The organism is Methylobacterium sp. SyP6R (genome assembly GCF_019216885.1).
Taxonomy (GTDB): domain Bacteria; phylum Pseudomonadota; class Alphaproteobacteria; order Rhizobiales; family Beijerinckiaceae; genus Methylobacterium.
On sequence record NZ_JAAQRC020000001.1, the window covers coordinates 1,531,245 to 1,551,400 of the forward strand.

The following is a 20,156-nucleotide window of genomic DNA, read 5'->3' on the forward strand; positions in this document are numbered from 1 at the left end:
CTCGCGCGGAAGAGGGCGATCGGGGCGCGAGGCGGCCATTCCGCGGTGGATCGCGCGAGAGCGATCCGGCAATGAGCTTGCACTTCGACGGAATATTCCTACTCTGGGCATTCCTGACGATCCTAACGGCATCAGTTTGGAATATGGAATATTCCAAGAGGGCGACATGTTCCTGTCGGAAGCGGAAACGGAGGCCCGGCTGGACGACCTGCGGCGCCAGCGCGCTGCCCTCGACCGGGCCATCGCCGAGCACGAACTCTATCTCGATCTCGGCCGCCGGCTCGCCCGGCCGGGGGCCGCCGTCGAGCCGGCTCGGGCCGCGCCCGCTCCGGCCTCCGCGGAGCCTCCGGCCCCGCGCGCCGCGGCCGAGCCGCCGCGGACGGAGTCCATGGTCGCGCCCGCCCGGCCGCCGGCCGACCCTCCGGCTCTCGCCGGCGCGGCGGGGCGCCAGGAGGGGCGCCGGCTGATGGAGGCGGCGGAAGGCATCCTGGCGGAGGCCGGGCGGCCGATGCATGCCGCCGAGATCTGGGAGCGGCTCGCGGCCCGCGGCCTGACCTTGCCGGGCCATGATCCGGTGGCGGCCCTCAACACCCGGCTGTGGAAGCGCGCGAAAGCCGGCACCGTCTTCCGCCGCCTCGGCGACGCGGTCTACGGGCTCGCCTCCTGAACCCGGCATCGATGCGACGGGATCGGCTGTCGGGCCCCGGCCGATGCCGTTCGCGCATCGACCCATTCACCCTTTGACTTGGACCTCGCCCCGGACCCGCCCCTAGTCTCCCGTCCCGGAACGCCCCTTGCGACGAATGACGGGGCGCGAACAGACGCCGCGGCGGCTCCCGGGACACGATCGTGACGACGCGATCGTGGTTCCCCGCCGCCCGGGAGGAGAACCATGAGTGCAGTCCTCGGCCTTTCGGCCGCGAAGCGGAGCCGCATCCGCCTCGTCATCCTGGCGATGCTGTTCGCCGCCACCGCCATCAACTACGCCGACCGGGCGACCATCGCCATCGCCGGCCCGGCCATGGCCAAGGATCTCGGCTTCGACGCCGTGACCATGGGCTTCGTGTTCTCGGCCTTCGCCTGGTCCTACGTCCTCGCCCAGCTCCCCGGCGGCTGGCTGCTCGACCGCTACGGCGTGAAATGGGTCTACGCCGCGGCGATCTTCCTGTGGTCGGCCTTCACCCTGATGCAGGGGGCGATCGGCTTCCTCTCCGGCTTCGCCGCCGTCGCGGTGCTGTTCTCCCTTCGCCTCGCCGTGGGCCTGGCCGAGGCGCCGGTCTTCCCGGCCAATGCCCGCATCACCGCGGCCTGGTTCCCGGCGAACGAGCGCGGCATGGCCTCGGCCTTCTTCAACTCGGCGCAGTACTTCGCCACCGTGCTGTTCGCCCCGCTCATGGGCTGGATCGTCCACGCCTTCGGTTGGCACCACGTCTTCACGGTGATGGGCGCGCTCGGCATCGCCTTCGCGCTGCTCTGGACCCGGGTGGTGCACGGCCCGCACGAGCATCCCGCCGTCAACCCGGCCGAGCGCGACTATCTCGAGGCCGGCGGCGCCATGATGGACATGGACGGGCGCAAGGCCGAGACCGCGACCCGGGCGGGCCGCACCCTGCGCCGGCTGCTGGTCAACCGGATGCTGCTCGGCATCTATGTCGGCCAGTACTGCATCAACACGCTGACCTATTTCTTCCTCACCTGGTTCCCGGTCTACCTGGTGAAGGAGCGCGGCCTGTCGATCCTGCAGGCGGGTTTCGCCGCGACCCTGCCGGCCCTGTGCGGCTTTCTCGGCGGCATCCTCGGCGGCGTGATCTCGGACCAGCTCCTGCGCCGCGGCTACTCCCTCACCGCCGCGCGCAAGATCCCGATCGTGTCGGGCATGCTGCTCTCGATGGCGATCATCGGCTGCAACTATGTCCAGGCCGACGCCCTGGTGGTCGGCCTGATGGCGCTCGCCTTCTTCGGCAAGGGCATCGGCGCGCTCGGCTGGGCGGTGGTGTCGGACACCTCGCCGAAGGAATCCGGGGGCCTGAGCGGCGGCCTGTTCAACACCTTCGGCAACCTTGCGGGCATCACCACGCCGATCGTCATCGGCGCCATCGTCCAGCGGACCGGCTCGTTCGACGGCGCCCTGGTCTTCGTCGGCCTCAACGCCCTGGTGGCGGGCCTGTGCTACCTCGTGGTGGTCGGCGAGATCCGCCGGGTCGAGCTGCGGCCGTAGCGCCATCATGAGGGGCAGGGGCCTGATCCGCCTGCTCGTCGGCGCGATCCTCGCCCTCGCGGTCCTCCGCGGGGGTATCGCCGTCTGGGCGAGCGCCCGTGTCCCGACGGCAAAACCCTATGGGATCTTGATGCCGGGACCCGTCCGTCCGCCTCGATCCTTGACGGCGACCGGGCCACCTTGAGGGGGCGGCCGCAACGACGGCCGCGCGAACCCCGAACCCCCCGATGCCCCGATCCGTGGACGCCAACACGCCGACCACCGCGCCGGCCCGTCTCCCCCTCGCCTTCCTCGTCGGCCGCAGCGCCGAGGGCCACTGGCTCGCCGTCGAGACGCACGGCCTCGGCGGCGGCATCTTCCGCACCTGCCGCGACGCGCTGCATTACGCCGCCGCCGAGACCGGCCGCCGGCCCGATGCGGTGCGCCTCGCCGACACCACCCTGGCCCTCGCCCCGTGAGCCCCGCGCACGGGCTCGGCGGCGCCCTCACCGCCCTCGTCACGCCCTTTTCGGCGGGCGGGAGCCGGATCGACGAGCGGGCGCTCGGCGATCTCGTCGCCTGGCAGATCGCGCAAGGCACCGAGGGCCTGGTGGTCGGCGGCCCCACGGGCGAAGGCCCGACCCTCACGGAAGTGGAGCGCGACCGGACCTTGCGCGTCGTCCTCGAGGCGGCCGGGGGCCGCGTGCCGGTGATCGCCGCCACCGAGAGCCCCTGCACCCGGACGGCTGTCGCCCGGACCCGGGCGGCGGAGACCGCCGGGGCCGCCGCCACCCTGGCGGTCACGCCCTTCTACAACCGCCCGACCCAGGAGGGGCTCGTCCGGCATTACGCGGCGATCGCCGCGGCGGCCGGCCGGCCGCTCCTCGTCCAGGCGGTCCCGGCCCGCACCGGGATCGACCTGCGGCCCGAGACCCTGGCGCGCCTCGCCGCCCTGCCGGGCCTCGCCGGGCTGGTCGATTCCACCGGCGATCTCGCCCGGCTCGCCTCCGTCGCGGGGGCCGGTCCGGGCTTCCTCTCGTTCTCCGGCGACGACGCCACCGCCGCCGCCCACGCGATGATGGGCGGGCGGGGCTGCGTCTCGGTGGTCGCCAACCTGATGCCGGGACCTTGCGCCGCGCTGCAGCGGGCCGCCCGGGCGGGCGACCACGCCCGCGCCCGGGCGATCCAGGCCGGGCTGATGCCGCTGGTCGCGGCGCTGTCGCGCGAGACCGATCCGGGTCCGGTCAAGCTCGCCCTGGCGCTCCTGCGCCCAGGCTTCGCCCCCGACCTGCGCCTGCCCCTGGTGCGGCCCGGTCCCGGGACGGAGGCCGCGCTGGCCGCGGCTCTGGCCGCGCTCGACCCAGCCCGCCCGGGGGAGGCCGCGTGACCGATCCCGCCGACGACGCGCTGTGCGACCTCGGCCGTGCCCTGGCGGCGGCGCGGCGCACCGGCACGGCGGTCGCCGGTCCCGTCCCGCCGATCCGCGACCGGACGGCTGCCGAGGCGGTGCAGGCCGAGGCGGTGCTCGCCGCCGGCGAGGCCCTGCGGGGCTTCACGCTCGCCGCCACCGCCGCGCGCACCGCGCGCCCGCTCGCCTGTCCGGGACCGGTCGTCGCGCCGCTCCTGGCCGGCTCGCTCCTCGTCGACGGCGCCGCCGTCCGGAGTTCCCGGGGCGTGCTCGGCGTGGGCGCGCAGTACCTGTTCGTGCTCGGGCGCCCCTTCCCGCAGGAGCGCGAGGATCCGGGCGACCGCGCGGCGCTCGCCGGCGCCGTCCTGTCCTGCCGCATCGGCCTGCAGGTACTGGGCCGGCGCCTGCCCGACTCCGTGCCCCTCGGCCCCTGGGCCGCGACGGCGGACCTCGCGCTCGACGCGGCGCAGCTGCGCGGGGCCGCGATTCCCGCCTGGCGCGCGGCCGACCTCGCCGCCGCCCCTGTGATCCTGCGGCTCGACGGCCACGCGGTGGCGCAGGGGAGCGGGGCCGAGATCCTGGCCGAGGTCCTGGCCGAGATCCTGGACGCCGATCCGCTCGCCGCCCTGGCCTGGCTCGCCGGGGAACTGGCCCGGGCCGATCGCGGCTTCGAGGCCGGCGACACCATCGCCACCGGGAGCTGCACCGGGCTGATCCGCGTCAGGCCGGGCCAGCGGGTCGAGGGGGATTTCGGGCCCCTCGGGCGGGTCGGCCTCGACATCGCGTAGGATGTCGGCGATTCCATCCGGCACCCGAGGGGGGACGCTCAGCTCCCGCCCGCCTCGTGCGTCTCGCGCACGAAGGCGGCCCGCGCCTTCGCGTCGGGTGCGGTGCCGCGCGCGCGGCACCAGGCCAGGAAGGCCTCCGGCTCGATCCGGATGCGGACCACCGCCACCCCGCTGCGCGCCACCTCGCGCTCGATCTGGAGCGCCGACATCTGCCAGGCGGCGTAGCTCTCGGGCAGGCCGGATTCAGGCGCAGCCTCCCGGATCCGGGGATAATCGCCCGGCTCGTACCAGGCGAGGCCGATGCTCCGCGGGCGCTCCATCTCCAAAACCTCTCCGCATGCCTAAGATCACGGCCCGTTTCCGGGCGGTGTCATCGCAGATAGGGCAGGCGGGACAGAAAAAAGGCCGCCCTTGCGAGGCGGCCCGAAGTCTAGGGAGGAAACGCCCAAAGAGGGCTGCACCGCCGCGACGCCATCGCTGCGGTGCGACGTCGTTGTCTCATGTTGCACTGCACCCTGCAATCGTTTTCACCGCGCGACCGCCATGCTCGCGGCGCATGACGGCGGGACGGGTCGCTGCAAGGGGCGTCGAAGAGGGCGTCAAACCGCCCCTTGCCCCCCTGAGCGTGACCTGTCAGACGACACGTCTCCCTCGTGGACGTACCCTGTGGCGCTCCGGCTCCGCCGACAGGCTGGACCGTGAGGGAGCTCGTGACGACGAGTTGGCGGTGGACCAGTTCTCCCCGCCAGCCTGTGAGGCTCAGTGGGCCGGGTGGTTGCGGGAGGGTCGGCGCAGCGGGGAACAGGAACCGCGTCGCCGGCTGATGGCCCACACATTCGCCCTGCCTCGAAGCGGGGTAGCGCGCCGCCGCGCAAGTTCAAGAATTTCGCAAACAGCCACGCTTCGCTAACCATGCCGCCGGTTCGCCTGAAGAGCTCGCCAGGAGGGCTCGCATGGGAGCACGCATGAGAACGGCAGCGAGAGCCTACCGGGTCGCGGGCGCAGAGCCCCGCCGGTCCGATCGATCCTGCGGGACGCGAAGCGGCGAGACCCGGCTCGGGTCCGGCCTTGGGTCCGGCGGGGCACGCCCGGTCGGGGAGATCTGGTCGCAGCAGGACAGCCGCGGCCTGACCGCCCGCGAGCTGATCCGCCTGGCCCAGGCGGTGCGGCTGCGGCCGGCCTCCCCGCCGGACTAGAGCATCTTCCGACGACGTGGATACCGGTTCGTCGTAGAAAATGCGGCAAAAACAAAGACCTAGAGCAGGGTTCGATCGCAACGCGATCGGGCTGTGCTCTAAGCAGATTTCGCAAAAGTGGCCGCCGATTTTGCGGAAAAAATCTGCGATAAAACAAGGATCTAAGCGGATGAAGCGTTGGCCTGCCAACGCAAGTCTGCTTAGATCCCAGGCCGCGTCACCGAATCCGAGAGAGAAGAAGGCTCCGCCGGAAGCGGGGCCTTCTTCGTTCGGGGCCCTCATCCGTCTCCGGGCGGGAGGACGGGGGCGAAGATCGTGATGGCCTCCTTGCGGCCGGCGAGGGGTTCGCGGCCGACCTCGCGCCAGGCGGCCGGGTCCGACGAGCCGGCGATGGCGGCCTCGGAGGCGAGCACCACCGCGCCGTAGCGCTTGGTCGCCCGTTCGAGGCGCGCGGCGACGTTCACCGCATCGCCCAGCACGGTGAACTCCATCCGCTCCTCGTCGCCGACGATGCCGCAAAAGACCTCGCCGACATGGATGCCGATGCCGATCCGCACGGCCCGGGGCGGCTCCCGCGTCTCGTTCCAGGCCGCGACGATGCCGACGAGGTCCTGCGCGAAGGCCAGCGCCCGGGCCGCGTCGTCGCCGCCCTCGTCCGGCACCCCGAACAGGATCAGGGCGCCGTCGCCGATGAACTTGTCGACGAAGCCGTGATGCCGGCGCACGCAGGCGAGGATCCGGGTGCGGAAGGCGGTGAAGAACCGCGACAGGCCCTCCGGGTCCATGCCCTCGGCCATCCCGGTCGAATCGCGGATGTCCACGAAGGCGATCACCGCCCGCTGGCGGCGGCCGCGGCGCAAGGCGGCGTCGCCCGCCGCGAGCCGGGGCGCGATCTCGGCCGGCAGGAAGCGCGACAGGCTGGCGCGCCCGACCGCGTCGCGGACCGCGGAGGCGAGCAGCCGCCGCGAGCGCACGATGCCGAAGGCCGTCGCCGCCCCGGCGAGCAGCAGCAGCGTGAGCCGCATCACGTTGACGGGCATCGAGAACAATTGGGTCCAGGCCGGACGGCCGGCGGCGGCCGGATCGAGGACCAGGGGATGCTCGAGCCCGGCCGCGATGCCGACGAGGCCGAGCCCCAGGAGCGCGACCGCCGCGAGCTGGACCTTCACGTCGTAGCGGAGCGCCCCCACCGCCAGGACCAGGGGAATCGCCCAGACGATCGGCGCCGAGGGCACGGCGTTGCCGGGCAGGCCGCGCTCGCCGAGGGCCAGCACCGTGATGGCGAGCACCAGCCCGACATCCAGCGCCATGAACAGGTAGGCGTAGGGATGCCGCCAGCGCTGCGGCACCGCGAGCACGATGCTGACGGCGCCGACGGCGAGGAAGCCGAGCGCGGCGAGCCAAGCGTTGCGCTGGAAGATCCCGAGCGACAGGCCGGCCAGTTCCTGCAGCAGGTGGTTCGCCGCGATCACCGTGACGAAGACGCAGGTCCCGATCCCCACCCGCAGCCAGCCGATCAGCCGCTCGGCCGCGACCTCGTGGCGGCGCATCAGCCCGGCGACGAGGTCGCCCGCGAGGGGGGCGGCCAGGGGGTTGGCGAAAAGGTCTCCTGCGGCGGCCTCGTGCCGCGGATTCTGCTGCACGCGCAATCCTGGCTGCATGCCGGCCTCCCGTCGCCCTGGACAGGGCGGAGAATGGCCTGATTAGAGCATGGCGGTGACCGGGCGGCTACTGGTGGTGATCTGGTCCACCCGGGGCGCGAGCTTTCCCGAATCTGTCATGGGCGGGCAGCGAGGCCCGTCCCGATCCGATCGAGCCTCGGAATGGCCACCGGGGACGGCTCGCGGAAGGGGCCGGCCGTCGCGCGTGAGGCCTCTGCCTTTCCGCCGCGACACGCGCACCTCCGCGACGGGTCTTCGCCCGATCGTCGAGCGATGCGGTGCCGGGCTCAACGGGTAACCTGTTCGGCTAGCCGCACCCTGGCGGCGGCGCTGAGATTGACGTTTGCGGCGGCTCCCAGCTTGGAGGTCGAGCGCGGGCCGGATTTCGCCGCGACCTTTCCCTTGGACACGGCCTGGCCGATGGCCCGATTCTTCGACGATGCCGCGGATCGCCCCACGGCCATCCTCTGCGCTGCCGTCATCGTCGCCATGGTCCGGACCTCCAGCCGAGTGCAGTCCCGTAACGATGGGCGGGTAGCGTTAATATATCATGAATCTATCGGTCGATATAGGACGATGATCGACGCGATATTTGATGTATGCTGCGGGTCAAGGTGTCTTTTCTCGCCGCATCACCGATCATGGGCTAACATGACATGGAAACATCGTCGGGCGTGGTTGCAGACGAGCCGGCCAGTCCCGGTGGTCTCGAAATCCGAAAGAACAGAGGCAGCGCCCGGTCGTCCTGCGATCGGACGCTGCTCGATTTTGAGTTCGGAGCCTTGCCGTGTCAGAGTCTCGCGCCCGCGTCAGGCCGGATCGTCGCGCAAGAGGTGGTAGAGCAGGATCGCCGCCGCCGTGGCCGTTCCGATGCCGCCGAGCTTGAAGCTGCCGAGGCCGAGCGTGAAGTCGCCGGCGCCGAGCACGAGCGCGGTGCCCACGGTGAGCAGGACCCGGGTGCGGGAGAAGTCGACCCGGTTCTCGACGAAGATCCGCCCCGCCGCCGCGGCGATCAGCCCGAACACCACCACCGACAGGCCGCCGATCACCGGGCCGGGGATCACCAGGATCGCGGCGCCGAATTTCGGCGACAGCCCGAACAGGATCGCCACGAGCCCGGCGACGGCGAAGACCAGGGTCGAGTAGATCCGGGTCACCGCCATCACGCCCATGTTCTCGGCGTAGGTGGTCACGCCGGTGCCGCCGAAGCAGCCCGACAGCATCGTGGCGAGCCCGTCGCCGAGGAACGCCCGGCCGAGCCAGGGGTCGAGGTTGCGCCCGGTCATCGCGCCGATCGCCTTCACGTGGCCGAGATTCTCGGCGACCAGCACCAGGGCGACCGGGGCGATGAGCCAGATCGCGGCAGGCTCGAAGACCGGCATGGTGACGTGCGGCCAGCCGAACCACGGGGCCTCGGCAATGCGCCCGAGGTCGAGGGGCTTGGCGAGCCCGAAGCCGTTCGCCAGCACGCCGTAGAGCAGGGTCGAGGCCGCCGCCCCGATGAGGAGCGGCAGGCGCCGCGCCGCGCCGGGCAGGTAGGAGGCGGCAAGCCCCACCGACAGGATCGTGAACAGCCCGACCCCGACATCGAGCCCGGAGCCCGAGATGCCCTTCACGCCGATCGGCGCGAGGTTGAGGGCGATCGCCCCGACGATCGCCCCGGTCACCGCCGGCGGCATCAGCCGGCCGATCCAGGCATCACCCGCCCTCATCACCGCGATCCCGATCAGCGCGTAGACCGCGCCGGCGGCGATGATGCCGCCGAGCGCCACCGCGAGATTCGGGTTCGGCCCGCTGCCGCCGTAGCCGGTGGCGGCGATCACCACGGCGATGAAGGCGAAGCTGGAGCCGAGATAGCTCGGCACCCGCCCGCCGACCACGACGAAGAACAAGAGCGTGGCGATGCCGGAGAACAGGATCGCCAGGTTCGGGTCGAACCCCATCAGCAGCGGGGCGAGCGCCGTGGAGCCGAACATCGCCACGACGTGCTGGAGCGCCAGCACCACCACCTGGCCCCCCGGCGGGCGCTCGTCCGGCAGCACCACCGGGCCCCGTGCGAGCCGCCAGCGCGGAAAGCCCCGCTCGTCCGTGCCTGTCTCCGGTTCCATGCTCTCTCCCCCCCTGATCGTGTGTCCGGGGAGGGCCTTAGAGGATTTGGCGCGGGTCCGGGAATAGCCGTGCGGGCAGGACCGTGGGCAGACGATCATGGGCAGAGGATGATGGGCAGACGATCATGGGCAGGAGGCGTTGCGCGGGGACGCGGTCTCGCGCGAAGGATCCGTCCCGATCCCACGCACCGGCAGCCCCCCGATGACGCCGTCCGACGAGACCACCGCCGACCTCACCGTCATGATCTCGGGCGGCTTCGCCCTCGCCTATGCGGCCGTGCTGCCGGATTTCGAGCGCGAGACGGGGCTGAAGGTCCGGACCCTGTCCGGGGCGTCGCAGGGGCAGGGGCCGCGGACCATCCGGCACCAGCTCGCGCACGGCGCGCGCGTCGACGTGGTGATCCTCTCCAACGAGGGCCTGCACGAGCTGACGCAGGAGGGCCGGATCCTCGCCGGATCGGCAATGGCACTCGCCACCGCGCCGCTCGGTGCCGCGGTGCGGGCGGGGACGCCGCATCCGGCGATCGACACCGTCGCGGCGCTCGCCCGCACCCTCGCGCAAGCCCGCCTCGTCGTGATGCCGGGCAGCACCAGCGGGCTGTTCATCCAGGAGACCGTGCTGCCGCGGCTCGGCATCGCCGACACGGTGCGCAAGCGGGTGTTCCCACGGGGCACCGACTCCGCCGCCGCCCTGGCGGCGGGCGAGGCCGACCTCGCCCTCGGGCCGGTGAGCGAGCTCGTCGACGTGCCGGGAGTCGAGGTGGTGGGCGCGCTGCCCGACGCGGTCCAGCTCGTCCAGACCTTCACGGCGGCGATTCTCGCGGATTCACTTGCCCTCGCACCGGCCCGGCGGCTGATCGCCCATCTGGTCTCGGACCGGGTCGCGGCGGCGATCCGGCGGACCGGCATGGAGCCGGTCGCCGGAGGGTGAGCGCGCAAGGGTGAGGGGCCGCGCGATCCGCGGCCCCCGGCAGCACTCCCGGACGAGATCAGGCGAGGGCCGCGCCCCACTTGTCGGCGTCGGGGGTCTTTTCCCGGTAGATCGTTCCGGCGGCGTCGACGTGGAGTTCGGTCCAGGGGCCCTCGCCCCGGCGCGCCAGCACCTCGACGTGCTTCGGCTTGCGCCGCGGCTCGCCCGTCGGCGTCCAGCCCGCCGCGACGATGGCGGCGAGTGCGGAAGCGGGATCGACCGGCGCGTCCAAGCGCGGCTTGCCCGGGTGGCTCGGCGTCTTGTGGTGGATCTCGACCGGTTCGCGGCCCGCGGCGGCGATCCACGAGACCTTGATCTCCGAGGGGCGGCGTTCGCCCTCGAGGGTCACCTGCAGGCCGGCGGCGAGGGGGAAGGCCTGCGCCCCCTTGGGTCCGAGATCGGCGAGATGGACCGCGCCGTCCGCCTCCAGGGTGAAGCGGTGCGCGAAGACGTGCTGGATCGTGCCCGAGAGGGCGGTGGTGTCGTGGTGCGGCATGATCTTCTCCGAAGAGCGCCCAACCGCAGGCGCGACCGGCAGATGGAGGGACGCTGCCGGCGTTTCAAGGGCGTCGCCGGCCTTGAGCCCCGACGATGAGGAGCCCCCGCTCGTGACGTCGGCGAGCGGTCAGGCCGCATCGTCGCAGGCGCAACGCGGCCCGTAGCCGAAGGCCTGTCGCAGGGCGACCTGCCCGCCCGGCGTCACCGTGACGGCGCGGCTGCCCTCGCTCCGGCGCACCCAGCCCCGGTCGAGGCAGGTCGTCAGCAGGGCGGCCCCGAGGGCGCCGGCGATGTGGGGCCGGCGCTCGCTCCAGTCGAGGCAGGGGCGGCAGAACACCCGCTGGCGGGGACGACCCGCCGCCCGGGCCGCGTCGAGGTCGACCCCGAGGTCTCGCAAAAAAACCTCGCCCGAAGGCGTGAGGGCGCCGCCATCCTCGCCGAGCTCGACCGCGCCGCGCGCCGCCAGGGACTCCGCCATCGCGACGGCGAGGCGGCCGGCGAGGTGGTCGTAGCAGGTCCGGGCCTCGCGCAAGGCCGAGTCCCGGGGACCGGGAGGCCGGATCGAGGGCGGGGCCGGCGTCGCGGCGCCGGCCACCGCCATCACGCCCTCCAGCATCCGGGCGACGCCCGGGGAGGCAAGGCGATGGTAGCGGTGGCGGCCCTGGCGCGCGACCGTGAGCAGCCCGGCCTCGGCGAGCTGCGCGAGGTGGCCGCTCGCGGTCTGCGGCGTGACGCCGGCGGCGCGGGCGAGCTCCGCCGCGGTGAGCGCGCGACCGTCCATCAGCACCGACAGCATGGCGGCCCGGGCGGGATCGCCCAGCAGGGCGGCGGTGCGGGCGAAGGCGGCGACGGTCACCATGGCGGGCTCGCTCCTCGGACGGGCTCCTCGCGGATCGCCCCTTGTAGCGCGCGGCGGGGCCGGACGCTTCGGTCGCGGACGAACCGTGGCGCCGGACTCTTCGGCCCGGGCCGAAGCACCGCGCCCGGCGGGCGGGCGAGGATCGGCAAGTCCCAACCGGCAAGTCCCAACCGGCAAGTCCCAACCGGCAAGTCCGAGGGGCGAGTCCGATGGGCAAGTCCCAACCGGAAGGACCCGCCATGCCGTCGCTGATTCACCGCCTCCTCGCCCTCGGCCGCGCGAGCGCCCCCGGGGACGGCCCACCCGGGGAAGGCGGCCCACCCGGGGAAGGCGGCCCACCCGGGGAAGGCGGCTTGGCGCGACACCTGCGTCGGCGCCGCGACCGCACGCGGTTGGCCGGGCTCGACGACCGGTTGCTGCGCGACATGGGCCTGCGGCGCGAGGTCTCGCCGGCCGGCCTCGACATCGTGCCCCTGTCCTCCGCCGATCCGGGCGCGCGGATAAGACCTGCGAAACCGTTGCCGGGTACCCTGCGCCATGACGAGACCGGGCCCGCGGCCTCGCCTCGCCACGGCCGCGCTGCCCTCGACCGGCCATGATCGGGCCGTCATCGTGCCGTCGTGCCGAGGCCCGTGGGACAAAGCGCCGGCCGGGCGCCGGCGGTGTTTCCCGTTTGCATCACGTCGCTTGGATCCGACGTCCCGGTTCGAGGATTGGTTTACGAACCGTGTCCGTGCCCCGTCTTCGCCACATTCCGCCCCAAGCTTGACCTCGAGCGCGGCCATATCGGCCGTGCCCGGCAATGCACGACAGGGGCCTGCATGACGCGGAACCGGACTTTCCCCATCACCGCCGCCCTCGCGGTTCTTGCCACGGCGCCGCATCTCGGCGCCTGCAGCCTGATGCCCGCCGGGGTCGACACGACGGGAAGCCTTCCGGACCGCAAGCAGCTCGCCGCCGTCACCAGCGCCGACCGGGACTGCCTCGCCCGCGCGATGTATTTCGAGTCCAACCGCTCGAGCGAGGAAGGCCTGCTCGCGGTCGGCACCGTGGTGATGAACCGGCTCGAGGCGCCGGCCTACCCGAACTCGATCTGCGGCGTCGTCGGCCAGAAGCGCCAGTTCGCCGCCGGCGTGCTGCACAAGCCGATGCGCGACAAGGAACGCGAGAAGGCCCAGCAGGTCGCCGACGCGATCCTGGCCGGCGAGCGCCACGAGAAGGTCGGCGGCGCGATGTTCTTCCACACCGCCGGCTACACCTTCTCCTACCGCAACATGCACTACGTGGCTTTGGCCGGCGGCAACGCCTTCTACGAGAAGCGCCCGTGGTACGACCGCGAGGGCGCGACCCCGCGCCGGGCCCCCGCCGCCGCGACGCAGCTCGCCCAACTCCAGTCCGGCTCGGCCGGCAGCGCCCGCTGGACCTCGCACCCGGTCCGGGTCGCCCGCAACACCCAGCAGACCCCGCTCGCCGAGTTGGGGCCCGCCCGCAACGTCTGCCGCGTCGCCGCCGCCGAGACCGGCCGCAGCCCGGGCTGATCGGTATTACGCCAGCCGATCGAGCCGCAGGCGGTGGCGCGCATCGGTGAGCCGGCGCGACGCCGCGAGGACCGCGGCCGTCACCCCGAGGCCGCTCGCCCCCGCCAGCAGGAACAGGATCAGGATCTGTGACGCGGCCGCGCCCTGCGGGTCTTGGCCCGCGAGGATCTGGCCGGTCATCATCCCCGGCAGGGTGATCAGCCCCGCCGCCGCCATCTGGTTGAGCACCGGGATCAGCCCGGCCCGGATCGCGCTGCGCACGAGCGGCGCCAGGGCCTCGTCCCGGGTGGCGCCGAGCGCCAGCCGCGCCTCGATCCCCGCCCGCTCGCGCCGCACGGCGCCCGTGAAGCCGTTGAGCCCGATCGCGATCCCGCTCATCACCGAGCCCAGCACGATGCCGGAAAGCGGGATCAGCGCGTGCGGGTCCCACCAGGGCTGCGGGCGCAACGCCGCGAGGCCGACCGCGACGGCGATGACGGTCGCCCCCGCGGTGACGAGGCCGCCGAGCCCGTAGCGCCACGCCCCCCGCAGGGGCCGCTCCTGCCGGGCGCCGATCTCGTAAGCCGCGGCGAGCGCCATCACGGCGACCACTCCCACCACCGGCCCCGGCGCCCCGAGGCCGAACACCGTGCGCAACACCAGCCCGACCAGGGTGAGCTGCGCCGTGAGCCGGCAGGCCGCGACCAGGATCGTGCGGGCGAGCCCGAGGCCCAGCATCGCCGACAGGCCGGCATGGGCGAGGACGAAACCCGCTCCGAGGGCGAGATCGAGCGGGCCGGGTGACGGGATCATGCGGGACGCCCGCCCGCCACCGCGAGCCGTCGGGTCGTCAGGCGCGCCACCTGGGCCGGATCGTGCGAGACGAGGAGGACGATCAGCCCGGCGGCGCGGCGGCCCTCGATCACGGCTTCGGCGCCCCGCACGCTGTCGGGATCGAGGGAGGCGGTCGGCTCGTCGAGGAGCAGCACGCGGGGGCCACCGGCGAGCGCCCGCAGGAGGGCGAGGCGCTGGCGCTCGCCGGTGGAGAGCCGCGCCACCGGCCAGCCGAACACCTCCGGCGGCAGGCGCAGGGCCTCCCGCTCGGGGGCGAGGCGGGCAGCGGCGTCGGCGGAAAAATGCTCGGCCACGGTCTCGGCCCACCAGCCGGCCTCCGCCGCGAGATAGGTCACCCAGCGCCGCCAGGTCGGCGCCGGCACCGCCTCCCGGTCGACCCCGTCGAGGCGAGCCCGGCCCTCGGACGGGTCGAGATCGGCGATCATGCGCAGGAAGACGCTCTTGCCCGCCCCCGACGGCCCCGTGACCGCGCAGGCCTCGCCCGGCGCCAGCGCGAGGTCGAAGGGCCCGAAACGGTCGCGGCGGAGGGCGTCGATGCGGAGCATGGGCGGGGACTGGGAAATTCCCGTCCGGTGTGCGGGAGGAGGGGGCGGAACGCAACCGCCGCGCTGCTGTTCTCCCTGCCACGGATGAATCGGGAGGTTGCGACGTGGCGGCAGCAGCGGGACCAGCGCGGGACGCCGGCATGGGCGTGGTGCGCAGCGACGTGCCGGCCCGGATGGACCGGCTGCCTTGGAGCCGCTTCCACCTGCTCCTCGTCGTCGCGCTCGGCATCACCTGGGTGCTCGACGGGCTCGAAGTCACCATCGTCGGGGCGATCGGCCCGGTGCTCCAGGACAAGCGGGCGCTCGGCCTCACCCTCCAGCAGATCGGCGGCGCGGCCTCGTTCTACGTCGTCGGCGCGGTGGTCGGCGCCCTGGTCTTCGGCTGGCTCACCGACCGGTTCGGGCGCCGCCTCGTCTTCTACGCCACGCTGATGATCTATGTCGGCGGCGTCATCGCCAGCGCGCTCGCTTGGGATTTCTGGAGCTTCGCGCTGTTCCGCCTCGTCACCGGGCTCGGCATCGGCGGCGAATACGCGGCGATCAACTCGGCCATCGACGAGCTGATCCCCGCCAAGTATCGCGGCCGGGTCGATCTCATCGTCAATGGCAGCTTCTGGATCGGCGCCGCGGCCGGCGCGGGGGCCGCGCTGCTGCTCCTCGATCCCAACCTCTTCGATCCGGATTTCGGCTGGCGCCTCGGCTTCGGCATCGGCGGCGTGCTCGGCCTCGGCATCCTCTTTCTGCGCCGCTACGTGCCCGAGAGCCCGCGCTGGCTCGTCACCCATGGCCGCGAGGACGAGGCCGAGCGCACGGTGGCGGAGATCGAGCGCACGGTCGAGGCCGAGACGGGACAAAAGCTCCCGAAGGCGGAGGGTATCCTGGAGGTGCATCCGAAAAAGAGCTTCGGCTTCGGCGAGATTTTTTCGTCGATGGTCCACAAGCACCGCGGCCGCAGCATCCTGGCCCTGGTGCTGATGATCGCCCAGGCCTTCCTGTTCAACGCGGTGTTCTTCACCTACGGGCTGGTTCTGGCGAAGTTCTACGGCGTGCCGGAGAACAAGGCCGGCGTGTTCCTGGTGCCGCTCGCCATCGGCAACTTCCTGGGGCCGCTGCTGCTCGGCCACTTCTTCGACACGATCGGCCGGCGCCGGATGATCGCCGGGACCTTCGCGTTGAGCGGCGTGCTGCTCATGGCGACCGCGGTGGTGTTCGGCCTCGACCTGTTCACCGCCTGGACCCAGACCTTCGCCTGGATCGCGATCTTCTTCGTCGCCTCGGCGGCTGCAAGCTCCGCCTACCTGACGGCGAGCGAGATCTTCCCGCTCGAGACCCGGGCGCTCGCCATCGCGGTGTTCTACGCGCTCGGCACCGGTGCCGGCGGCGTGATGGCGCCGTGGCTCTTCACCCACCTGATCGAATCCGGCCAGCATTGGGCGCTCGCCGGCGGGTATGCGGGGGCGGCCCTGCTCCTGGTGATCGCCGCGGTGACGGAGTGGAAGCTCGGGGTCGACGCGGAGGGGAAGTCGCTGGAGAGTATCGCGGATCCGTTGTCGAAGGCGGGGTGAGGGGGCGTCAGGAGGTGGGCTCGGCCGGGGGTTGGGGGAGGGCGGCGATCAGGGCGTCGATCTCGGCGGCCTGAGCGTCGTGGCCGAGCTTGCGGTAGGCCCCGGCTGAGCGGCTGAGCACAATCGCTGCTTCCGTCGCCGCGCCGATCTGGCTCAGCAATTTTCCGAACTCTTCGCCAACTGCGGCGATTGCATCGGCTCGACCTATATGCTCAGCTATGCGATAGGCTTCATTGAGGTCTTCGAGCACGATTTGTGCGCAAGCTTGATTGTAAATGCCCTTGGCAATTCGAATTTTTGCTGCATGCAGATAAACATGACAGACTCCAGTCATGTCTCCCAATTCTTTATATATTGGGAGCTGCTTTTCTAGGCAAATGTCCAACCCTTCATCGAACCGTCCGAGCTGGAGCAGCACCTTGACGACCCAGCCAAGTGTGACGGCATACTCACCTCTATCTTCTAGACGTTCGAAGGTTGGCAATACCTCTTGATTATAGATTTGCAGAGCGCCATCGAGATTGCCTTTCTCCAGCAGCACTTCGGCGACATTCGCTAGTGCCACAGCGCGTGAGTGTGCATCGCCTAGCTGCTCATAGACTGGTAGCTCTTCCTCCAAACGAATCCGCAACGCTTCGTCTAGATCGCCACGCATGGACAGTACGTCTGCGATCTGGCCGATTGTCATAGTACGCAAGCGTACGTGTCCCAATCGTTCGTATACTGGTAACTGCTCTTCTCGACGAATTCGCAATGATTCGTTTAAGTCGCCCTGCAGGAAAATAACATTGGCGATCTTACCAAAAGTCGTTGCTACCTCAACAATGTCGCCTAAATTTTTCAAGGCAGGCAATTGTTTTGTTTGATAAATTTGTAGTGATCTAGCAAGATTGCCGCGCTCGAACATAACATCTGCAATCCTTCCCCAAGTCACCACTTGCGAACGTATATCCCCAAGGCTCACAAAAATCGATAATACTTCGTCTTCATAAAGCCGTAACGCCTCGTCTATATCTCCGCGCGCAAGAAAAATATCCGCGATTTGAGCAGTCGCCACAGCGCGAGAACGCATATCGCCAAATTTTTCATATATTGGCAGTTCTTCTTTCCGCCGGATACGTAGCGCTTCGTCCCACTCGCCACGTATTGATAAAATATCTGCTATTAGACCTCGTGTCACGGCATATGACCGTGTATCTCCCATTTCCTCAAATTGTGCGCCCGCAAGTAGATATGCGCTCCTGGCTTCGTCAAGTTGCCCTTTTTGCTTCAGCCGATCGCCATATCGGGTCAAGAAGCGGGCTCGGCCGGCATGGTCTGGATCGGAGTCAAGGCATGCCCCATGCTCAATAAGAAGATCTTGCGTAGCTCCATCGCCAAGGCGGTCAGCGCATTCGATGCCAATCAAGAGCATATGAAATTTATAATTAATGTCTGATTTTGATGATTCTGCAATCGCTTTTTGAACCAATGCGAATCCTCGGTGGGCATCGTGGTGATGAAACCAAGCCCATCCAGCAGCGGCCGTTGCTGCTTCAACAAGGATATCTGGTACGTTGCCTGCTACTTCCGCGAGGCGGAGAAGTTCAACAGCTTCTGGTCCTCGGCGCAACCGCCCTTCACGATTTCTCCATGCTGGCACCAGAGCTGTAACAACGGCACGTGCGATTCCTGCTAATTCGCATGCCTCGGGTTCCGCGAAGAGCGGGGCTGCCAGCGCGTTGACGGCGAAGTTCGTCGTCTCGCCGTCCCGGAACAGGTCGAGGCAGCCGAGACCGTTCAGACGGTTGAGCGCGGGCGGGGGTGCCAGAACCCCGAGTACACCCGCTGCTGTCTCCATCACCGCCCGCGGCACCGGCAGCGTGAAGGCGCGGGCCGCCCGCATGGCGCGGGCCTCCTCCACCGTCAGGGCGTCGCGATAGGTGGTCAGCGCCAACTCGTTGAAGAACTGACCGACATCGCCCGCCGGCATTGCGCCGCTTCCTCGGTAGCTCTCGACGGCTGCAATGGCGGCCTCGGCCCTACCCGGGTCGCTCGGAATCGGCCGGGTGAGGAGGGCTTGGAGGCCGGGATTGCCCGCCGCCGCCTCACGCGCCCGCCCCGCCAAAACCTCCGCGTCCTCGCTCACCTCGGCGTCCAGAACACCGCGGCTCAACTCGGCCCAGGCGAGCTTGCGACGCTGGCCCTCGGTCAGGGGCGGCAATTGTAGGTCGAGCAGGTCGTCGGCGACATCGCCGCGGGAGGCGGGCAGGCTGAACGTGTAGCGGCTGGTGAGGAGCAGGCGGGACTCGGTCAGGGTCCGGGCCGCCGCGAAGGCCTCGATCACCGCCTTGAGCGGCGCCCGCGCCTCGGCCTTGACGCGGGTGCGGGTCTCGCCGGGCCGCGGCGGCTCCAGGATGCGCTCGAGGTCGTCGATGACGAGGAGGATCGGCTGGTGGCCGGCGGCCCGGTCGGGCGCGGCGGCCGGGCCGGTCAGGATTGCCTCGATCGCGTCCTTCAGGGCCTGCGGATCGCGGGCAATCTCGTCGAGCCAGGCTGTGCGCAGGGCGGCGCGGTGGCGGGCATCGATGGCCTCGATCAGTTCGTCGAAGATCGCCCGGGCGTCGTAGCGGCCGAACACCACGGCACTGCGCAGGTCGGGCCGGCGCCGGGCGATGCGGGCGGCGAGGCTCGACTTGCCGAGCCGGCCCATGCCGCGCACCAGCACGCCGGCCGGCCCGTCGAACGCCGAGAAGGCCCGCAGGACCGCCTGCGCCTCCCGCCGCCTCCCGACATAGAGAGCGGGGGCCGCCACCGGCACCTGCTGCTTGCGGTCGAGGAACGGCTTGTCGCCCAGCGGCCGCGGCCGCGGCGGCTGGCCGTTGGCGCAGAGCGGCCCGCCGCCATGCGGCCCGAGATGGACCCGGGCGAGGTGCCAGTGCCGCCCGGTGCCCTCCGGGTCCCGTTGCAACGCCTCGACCAGCGCCCGCCGGGCGATTGCCGCGGCGGCCGGCACGGTCTCGCGTCGGCCGAGTGCTTCATAGAGCGCGCGGGCGAACACGATGGCATCGGAATCGTAGACCGAGCCGGCCCAGCCGATCACTTGCGGCAGGCCGGCTTCCATCAGGGCAAGCGCCAGCGGCACGGCGGCGCCGGCCTGCTCGGCGCTGCGGCAGGCCGAGACCATGGCCAGCGGCGGCCGGTGGCTCCCCATCGCCTCGCAGAGCCGACCGGCGGTGACGGGGTCGAGCCCGCCCTTGTCGTCCTCCAGGGCGAGCACGCCGCGCCCTTCATCGAGGTCGCCGTGGCAGGTGAGGTGCAGCACCTCGAACGGGCCTTCCAGGGCGAGGCGGTCGGCCAGGGGCCCGAGCGCGCCGCTCTCCTCCACGGCGAGCTGCACCGGCAGGCGCTCGACCGCGTCGAGGATCAGCGCCTCCTCGCGCTCGTAATCGAGGTCCGACACGCCCTCCGGCGCCGCCGCCATGAACAGCACCGAGAGGTCGCGGTGGGCCGGTTCCCACGGCGTGCCGGGGGCGCCGAAGCGCCGGGCCGGGCTGTAGGCGCGGGTGGCGTCGAAGGCGAGGTGGAGGCCGCTCGCGTCGGTCAGGAGTTCCCAGGGTGCCGCCACGAAGGCGCGGGCCTTCGCGTCGGGCCGAACCGCCACCGCCAGGTCGAGGGAGACCGGCCCGCTCTCACCGATGATCGGCGCCAGCAGATCCTTGCGGTCGAGCCAATCGTGCAGGGCCTTGCCGATCGCCAGAAGCGTCCCGGCCGGCTTCGGAAGCGTCAGCGCCCTGGTATAGGCGGCACTCTGGTCATTGAGGAAATCCGCGTCGGCGGCCTCGAACGGGCGGCGCTCCTCGCGCGCGCCGTCGAGGATGATCTGGCCGTCCCTGCACCACAGTACCGCCATCGACGACCGCCCATCACCCTGTGCGACTCAACCAGGATCGCATGGGGGAAGGACGACCGCCAGGGGCGATGGACGCGGTGGTCTGCAGCCTTCGTCT

At 71.1% G+C, this 20,156-nt stretch carries 19 protein-coding genes; 10 read left to right on the forward strand and 9 right to left on the reverse strand.

Annotated features, from left to right (window positions below):
• The first annotated feature begins 166 nt into the window (after positions 1–166).
• From HBB12_RS06990 to HBB12_RS07010, 5 genes are all read left to right on the forward strand, one after another.
• On the forward strand, positions 167–667 hold the full coding sequence (locus HBB12_RS06990) for a winged helix-turn-helix domain-containing protein (protein WP_236988676.1): 501 nt from the start codon (positions 167–169) through the stop codon (positions 665–667).
• 225 nt (positions 668–892) lie between these two features.
• Positions 893–2,218: an MFS transporter gene (locus HBB12_RS06995; RefSeq protein ID WP_236988677.1), complete on the forward strand. Its 1,326-nt coding sequence runs from the start codon at positions 893–895 to the stop codon at positions 2,216–2,218.
• A gap of 227 nt (positions 2,219–2,445) precedes the next feature.
• A complete protein-coding gene (locus HBB12_RS07000; RefSeq protein WP_236988678.1) occupies positions 2,446–2,676 on the forward strand; it encodes a hypothetical protein in 231 nt (76 codons plus the stop codon).
• Positions 2,673–3,584 (forward strand): 4-hydroxy-tetrahydrodipicolinate synthase, encoded by a 912-nt coding sequence (gene dapA / locus HBB12_RS07005; protein WP_236988679.1) that lies wholly within the window; start codon positions 2,673–2,675, stop codon positions 3,582–3,584. The genes HBB12_RS07000 and dapA overlap by 4 nt, the downstream gene beginning before the upstream one ends.
• On the forward strand, positions 3,581–4,393 hold the full coding sequence (locus HBB12_RS07010) for a hypothetical protein (protein ID WP_236988680.1): 813 nt from the start codon (positions 3,581–3,583) through the stop codon (positions 4,391–4,393). Before dapA ends, HBB12_RS07010 begins: the two co-directional genes overlap by 4 nt.
• A 38-nt stretch (positions 4,394–4,431) precedes the next feature.
• Here HBB12_RS07010 and HBB12_RS07015 read toward each other — a convergent pair whose 3' ends face one another.
• Positions 4,432–4,713: a hypothetical protein gene (locus HBB12_RS07015; protein WP_236988681.1), complete on the reverse strand. Its 282-nt coding sequence runs from the start codon at positions 4,711–4,713 to the stop codon at positions 4,432–4,434.
• Positions 4,714–5,358: 645 nt separating this feature from the next.
• Here HBB12_RS07015 and HBB12_RS07020 point away from each other — a divergent pair.
• Positions 5,359–5,589 carry a hypothetical protein gene (locus tag HBB12_RS07020; protein WP_236988682.1) on the forward strand — a complete coding sequence of 77 codons (231 nt, stop codon included), beginning with the start codon at positions 5,359–5,361 and terminating at the stop codon, positions 5,587–5,589.
• Between the two features lie 278 nt (positions 5,590–5,867).
• Here HBB12_RS07020 and HBB12_RS07025 read toward each other — a convergent pair whose 3' ends face one another.
• From HBB12_RS07025 to HBB12_RS07035, 3 genes are all read right to left on the reverse strand, one after another.
• Complete coding sequence (locus HBB12_RS07025) at positions 5,868–7,250, reverse strand: adenylate/guanylate cyclase domain-containing protein (RefSeq protein WP_236988683.1); 1,383 nt, start codon at positions 7,248–7,250, stop codon at positions 5,868–5,870.
• Positions 7,251–7,537: 287 nt separating this feature from the next.
• Positions 7,538–7,741 carry a hypothetical protein gene (locus HBB12_RS07030; protein ID WP_236988684.1) on the reverse strand — a complete coding sequence of 68 codons (204 nt, stop codon included), beginning with the start codon at positions 7,739–7,741 and terminating at the stop codon, positions 7,538–7,540.
• Positions 7,742–8,059: 318 nt separating this feature from the next.
• Positions 8,060–9,358 carry a solute carrier family 23 protein gene (locus tag HBB12_RS07035; protein ID WP_236988685.1) on the reverse strand — a complete coding sequence of 433 codons (1,299 nt, stop codon included), beginning with the start codon at positions 9,356–9,358 and terminating at the stop codon, positions 8,060–8,062.
• A 202-nt stretch (positions 9,359–9,560) separates the two neighbouring features.
• Here HBB12_RS07035 and HBB12_RS07040 point away from each other — a divergent pair, with 202 nt between their 5' ends.
• On the forward strand, positions 9,561–10,289 hold the full coding sequence (locus HBB12_RS07040) for a substrate-binding domain-containing protein (RefSeq protein ID WP_236988686.1): 729 nt from the start codon (positions 9,561–9,563) through the stop codon (positions 10,287–10,289).
• A 58-nt stretch (positions 10,290–10,347) separates the two neighbouring features.
• Here HBB12_RS07040 and HBB12_RS07045 read toward each other — a convergent pair whose 3' ends face one another.
• Together HBB12_RS07045 and HBB12_RS07050 are read right to left on the reverse strand one after the other, a co-directional pair.
• Complete coding sequence (locus tag HBB12_RS07045; RefSeq protein ID WP_236988687.1) at positions 10,348–10,824, reverse strand: hypothetical protein; 477 nt, start codon at positions 10,822–10,824, stop codon at positions 10,348–10,350.
• 129 nt (positions 10,825–10,953) lie between these two features.
• Entirely contained in the window at positions 10,954–11,685 is a 732-nt protein-coding gene (locus tag HBB12_RS07050) for an ArsR/SmtB family transcription factor (RefSeq protein WP_236988688.1), read from the reverse strand.
• A 353-nt stretch (positions 11,686–12,038) separates the two neighbouring features.
• On the opposite strand from HBB12_RS07050, the gene HBB12_RS07055 reads away from it, so the two are divergent.
• Together HBB12_RS07055 and HBB12_RS07060 are read left to right on the forward strand one after the other, a co-directional pair.
• A complete protein-coding gene (locus HBB12_RS07055; protein ID WP_236988689.1) occupies positions 12,039–12,284 on the forward strand; it encodes a YjiS-like domain-containing protein in 246 nt (81 codons plus the stop codon).
• A 222-nt stretch (positions 12,285–12,506) separates the two neighbouring features.
• Positions 12,507–13,223 carry a cell wall hydrolase gene (locus tag HBB12_RS07060; protein ID WP_236988690.1) on the forward strand — a complete coding sequence of 239 codons (717 nt, stop codon included), beginning with the start codon at positions 12,507–12,509 and terminating at the stop codon, positions 13,221–13,223.
• A 6-nt stretch (positions 13,224–13,229) separates the two neighbouring features.
• On the opposite strand, the gene HBB12_RS07065 is transcribed toward HBB12_RS07060, so the two are convergent.
• Positions 13,230–14,015: an ABC transporter permease gene (locus HBB12_RS07065; protein WP_236988691.1), complete on the reverse strand. Its 786-nt coding sequence runs from the start codon at positions 14,013–14,015 to the stop codon at positions 13,230–13,232.
• Positions 14,012–14,602, reverse strand: a complete 591-nt coding sequence (locus HBB12_RS07070) for an ABC transporter ATP-binding protein (RefSeq protein ID WP_236988692.1) — start codon at positions 14,600–14,602, stop codon at positions 14,012–14,014. Before HBB12_RS07070 ends, HBB12_RS07065 begins: the two co-directional genes overlap by 4 nt.
• Positions 14,603–14,742: 140 nt before the next feature.
• Here HBB12_RS07070 and HBB12_RS07075 point away from each other — a divergent pair, with 140 nt between their 5' ends.
• Entirely contained in the window at positions 14,743–16,167 is a 1,425-nt protein-coding gene (locus HBB12_RS07075) for an MFS transporter (protein ID WP_442919345.1), read from the forward strand.
• 7 nt (positions 16,168–16,174) lie between these two features.
• On the opposite strand, the gene HBB12_RS07080 is transcribed toward HBB12_RS07075, so the two are convergent.
• Positions 16,175–20,059, reverse strand: a complete 3,885-nt coding sequence (locus HBB12_RS07080; RefSeq protein WP_236988693.1) for a CHAT domain-containing protein — start codon at positions 20,057–20,059, stop codon at positions 16,175–16,177.
• Positions 20,060–20,156 lie beyond the last annotated feature (97 nt).